Genomic DNA, 4,354 nt, shown 5'->3' with positions numbered 1-4,354 from the left:
AAATATATTAGATGGTACAATGAAGATAGAATTAAAACAAAATTAAACGGAATGTCCCCTGTTATGTACAGATTACATTCCGCTTAAAATATTATTAAATTATTCCGTGTTTACGGGTTCAGGTCACTTATTCAGACTTCTTTTTGAGTTTAACAATATCATTGTTGTATAAAATTTGTATGAATTGAGATAGTCTCTCGTATAGAGGTTCTACCTCATCTCCGTATTGTTCTTTTAATTTATTCCCAATCTCTATGATGTTTGCTTTGCCATCAATCATTCTGAAAACATCACTGCCATAACCTTCAAGCTTGATGTTGGATTCTTTTGGCGTAAAGAACATCTTTTGAGCAATCTTATCAAAAATATGATTGTGTTTCTTTTTCAAGTACACTAGATCATTTTTCTCATAAAACTCTATTTTTTCGTTGACCTCAGGAATAAATTCTAGAAAATTTTTATTTCGCTTCATTAGTATTTACGTTTTTAATACAAGTTCTAACTAGAACTGCTAATAACAATAAGAATACTATAATTGATCCAATTGTACCAATGTTAAACTTAGAAGATAAATCAAGAACATCTGCTAATGTTTTGTCGCCAATTTTGATTATTGCAAATGCAGCAAGTAAAATACCTACAACACCTTCACCTGCGATAAATCCAGATGTGAACAATACACCATTTTCTTCTTGTTCTTTTCTTAATTCTTCGTTTTTAACTTTTCTCTTGTCAACAAATAATCTGATTAAACCACCAGTCATGATAGCTGTAGAAGTATTGATTGGTAAATACAAACCTACTGCAAATGGTAATACTGGAATTCCTAAAATTTCAACAACAACTGCAATGAATGCTCCTGCGAAAACTAATCCCCAAGGAAGCGATCCACCCATTACACCTTCGATTATAAGTTTCATCAACATACCTTGTGGTGCAGGAAGTTCTTCTGAACCATATCCCCAAGATGAATCTAATAACCATAAAATAGCTCCGATTACAAGTGCAGATACAGCAACACCGATTAATTCACCGATTTGTTGTTTATATGGAGTAGCTCCAACCAAGAAACCAGTCTTTAAGTCTTGTGAAGTATCACCTGAAATAGCAGCGATAACACAAATTACAGTACCAATTGAAATTGCCATCATCATACCATCGTGACCAGTATTTCCCATAGCTTTGATTAATATTGAAGTAATCAATAAGGCAGCGATAGTCATACCAGAAACTGGGTTGTTAGAAGATCCAATAAGACCAACCAAACGAGATGATACAGTTGCAAAGAAGAAACCAAATACAACGATAATAATTGAGCCAATAGGTCCAACTGGAATAATTGGTAAAATAGCCATTACAATTGCGATAGCTAAAATAGCGATTCCGATGAATTTCATACTCAAATCTTTTTCAGTACGAAGAACTGAATCTGTACCCAAACCTTGTGATTTGTAGTCTTTCATAGCATCTCTGAAAGTTCTGATAATAAGTGGTAATGATTTGATTAAAGATATAATACCACCAGTAGCTACAGCACCAGCTCCGATATATCTTAAATAAGTACCCCAAATATCTTTTACAGTCATAGCAGAAATAGCCTTATCTGCAGCACCGATTATGTTGTCTCCACCGAATAATTTCATAAGTGGCATAATAACTAACCAACCTAAAGTTGCACCACTTAGCATATATCCAGAAATCTTAGGACCACAAATATAACCAACACCTACCAAAGATGGAAGTGGGTCGATACCAATACCAGCACCTGAGAAAGATTTAACTGTAATTTCTTTTGATAATGAAGATGGGAAAATCTTCAAACCATCAGCAAAGAATTTGTATACAGCAGCCAAACCTAAACCCTTAAATACAAGCTTAGCCTTGGATCCACCTTCTTCGCCTGCTAATAAAACTTCTGCACAAGCAGTTCCTTCTGGATATGGAATAACCCCATGTTCCTTAACTATCAAAGCATTTCTCAATGGAACCATGAATAAAACCCCAAGTAAACCACCAATAAGAGTAATAACCCCTATTTCAATTAATGATGGAGCTGGTTCATTCCATTCCTTCATCCAAATAAATAATGCAGGCATTGTAAAGATAGCACCAGCGGCAACTGATTCCCCTGCGGATCCTATAGTTTGAACGATGTTGTTTTCCAAAATAGAATCCCTCTTGAAAATCAATCTGATAACTCCCATTGAAATAACTGCAGCAGGAATTGACGCAGATACTGTCAAGCCAACTCTAAGACCTAAATATGCATTAGCTCCACCAAATACGATTGCCATGATAATACCGAAAATAATAGAGAATGGTGTAAGCTCTGGCAAGACCTTATCGGCCGAAATAAAAGGCTTAAAGTCATTATTATTGTTACTCATAAATATACCCTCCTTTTTATATATATAAATTTACCATTACATTATACCAAATTGAATTTATTTTGTCAATAATATTTACTGCTTTACACTTAAATTCAGACATAATTATTTAGAAGTTTAAAAATAAAAATCTGAACTTTTATAGTAAAATTGTTTGAATTTTCTCAAATTAATAGTATAATAAAAGAGTTGGAATAAATTAATTGGAGGAAATTATGAAAAAGAAATTTTTAACACTATTATTAGTATTATCAATGGTTGTATTAGCATCATGCTCTAACCAAAAAGGATCAGAATTAGAAAGCAAATTAAAAGAAGTAGAAACAGATAAGAAATTTGCACTTGAAAACTTAAACGATGCTAACAACAAAATCAAAGAATTAAACGCAAAAATTCAAGAACAAGAACAAGGTTACAGCTCAAAAGTATTAGTAAATGACCTAACAGCAGAAATGAGCAACGAACAATTGCAAAAAGTATTAGCAAACACAATTGCTTACAAATTAACAACTGATGATCAAGAATTAGCACAAGAAACAACACTTGAAGTAGCACAAATGCCTAAAACATTAAACTTCATCGTACAAATTCCAGAAGACTTAAAATCATCAGAAAAAGCAAAAACAATCTTGAACTTACAAGCACCAAAAATTAACGTAAACGGAAAAGCAGCACAAGTTGAAGAACAAGAAGAACACGATGTAATCAAATACTTAGTAAACTTAGAATCTGCAGGAAAAGAAGCAAAAATCGACCTACCACAAGACATAAACGCAAAATTACAAAGACCAAACCAACAACTTGTAATCAAAGCAAAATAGTAAACACCTAGCCACTAGATAACCTAGTGGCTATCATTTTGCCCTCTTACACCCTTGTTTTTTTAGTCTAATGATTTTATTGAATAGTTTTTTATCTCTTTTAGTCTAATTATTTTATTGAATAGTTTTTTATCTCGGTCTAGCAAATCCCAACATCACGAAACCTTTGAGCAAACGATCGAAGCTAAGAATATCATACGGAGAAAATAAACATAAATTCAAGCGAAGTGAACCGTCAAAAAATTGTGCTGTTTGAGTGCATAGCACGAGTTCACAATTTTAGGTTCACAAGCTTAGAATTTATTTATTTTCGTAGTCTAGATATTCGTGCGAGATGTTTGCTATAGTTCTTACCATTGTGTGTCTTGCAACTGTCATCTAGCGAATCCTCTGAACCATTTTTTTGCCATTGTCCTGCAATTCCCAATATTAAGCGAAACCTTAAAGCAAACAATCGAAGCTAAGAATATCATACGGAGAAAATAAGTATAAATTCAAGCGAAGGGAACCGTTAAAAAATTGTGCTGTTTGAGTGCGTAGCACGAGTTCACAATTTTAGATTCACAAGCTTAGAATTTATTTATTTTCGTAGTCCAGATATTCGTGCAAGATGTTTGCTTCTAGTATAACCTATGTTTATCCTGCAGCTGTGGTCTTGCGAAATATTTACACCATTTTCTATCTTATTCTAACTAAAAGAATGCATAAAAAAAAGACCTAGCGGACATTGTCATCACTAGATCTTAATTGTTTGGCGACTACCTACGTGCCGCCAGTTTCTACGAATCAAAGATTCGTGGCAACTGGTTGCAACATCATTTATAATCCAGAAATTTAATGTTTTTCATGAGCGACGCTTCGAACGATGAAATCTTCATTTTTTCTTCTTGAAAGAAGATTTCTGAAGTGAGGCTGAGCGAATGAAATTATTAAATTTCCCGTCTAGCTCTCCCATAAGTGGGCTCGTAGGTTCTTTGGTTAAAATAAAAAAGATCTAGCGGACATTGTCATCACTAGATCTTAATTGTTTGGCGACTACCTACTCTCCCACGACGTTTCCATCGTAGTACCATCGGCGTTAAGAGGCTTAACTTCTGTGTTCGGCATGGGTACAGGTGTATCCCTCTTGCTTTTATCACCATACTT

4 protein-coding genes and 1 rRNA gene are annotated in these 4,354 nt (G+C 33.9%); 2 read left to right on the top strand and 3 right to left on the bottom strand.

The window, feature by feature from the left end; translation table 11 throughout:
• Nucleotides 1-6: 6 nt before the first annotated feature.
• Nucleotides 7-87, top strand: a complete 81-nt coding sequence (locus tag ACU68U_RS09150) for an IS3 family transposase (RefSeq protein ID WP_414731760.1) — start codon at nt 7-9, stop codon at nt 85-87.
• A 40-nt stretch (nt 88-127) separates the two neighbouring features.
• Here ACU68U_RS09150 and ACU68U_RS09145 read toward each other — a convergent pair whose 3' ends face one another.
• Nucleotides 128-472, bottom strand: coding sequence for a PqqD family protein (locus ACU68U_RS09145; RefSeq protein ID WP_002835276.1), 345 nt, complete (start codon nt 470-472; stop codon nt 128-130).
• Nucleotides 459-2,387 carry an OPT family oligopeptide transporter gene (locus tag ACU68U_RS09140; protein ID WP_446763191.1) on the bottom strand — a complete coding sequence of 643 codons (1,929 nt, stop codon included), beginning with the start codon at nt 2,385-2,387 and terminating at the stop codon, nt 459-461. Before ACU68U_RS09140 ends, ACU68U_RS09145 begins: the two co-directional genes overlap by 14 nt.
• 215 nt (nt 2,388-2,602) lie before the next feature.
• Between ACU68U_RS09140 and ACU68U_RS09135 the strand changes: the two genes are divergently transcribed.
• A complete protein-coding gene (locus ACU68U_RS09135) occupies nt 2,603-3,208 on the top strand; it encodes a hypothetical protein (protein ID WP_446763190.1) in 606 nt (201 codons plus the stop codon).
• 1,026 nt (nt 3,209-4,234) lie between these two features.
• Here the strand turns inward: ACU68U_RS09135 and rrf are convergent.
• Nucleotides 4,235-4,351: ribosomal RNA gene (gene rrf, locus ACU68U_RS09130) — 5S ribosomal RNA — on the bottom strand.
• Nucleotides 4,352-4,354: the final 3 nt, after the last annotated feature.

The sequence above is a fragment of the Finegoldia sp. P3-F-LR genome, assembly GCF_052932165.1.
Note: the sequence above shows the minus strand (reverse complement) of the source record. Positions and strands in the feature narration are given on the sequence as shown.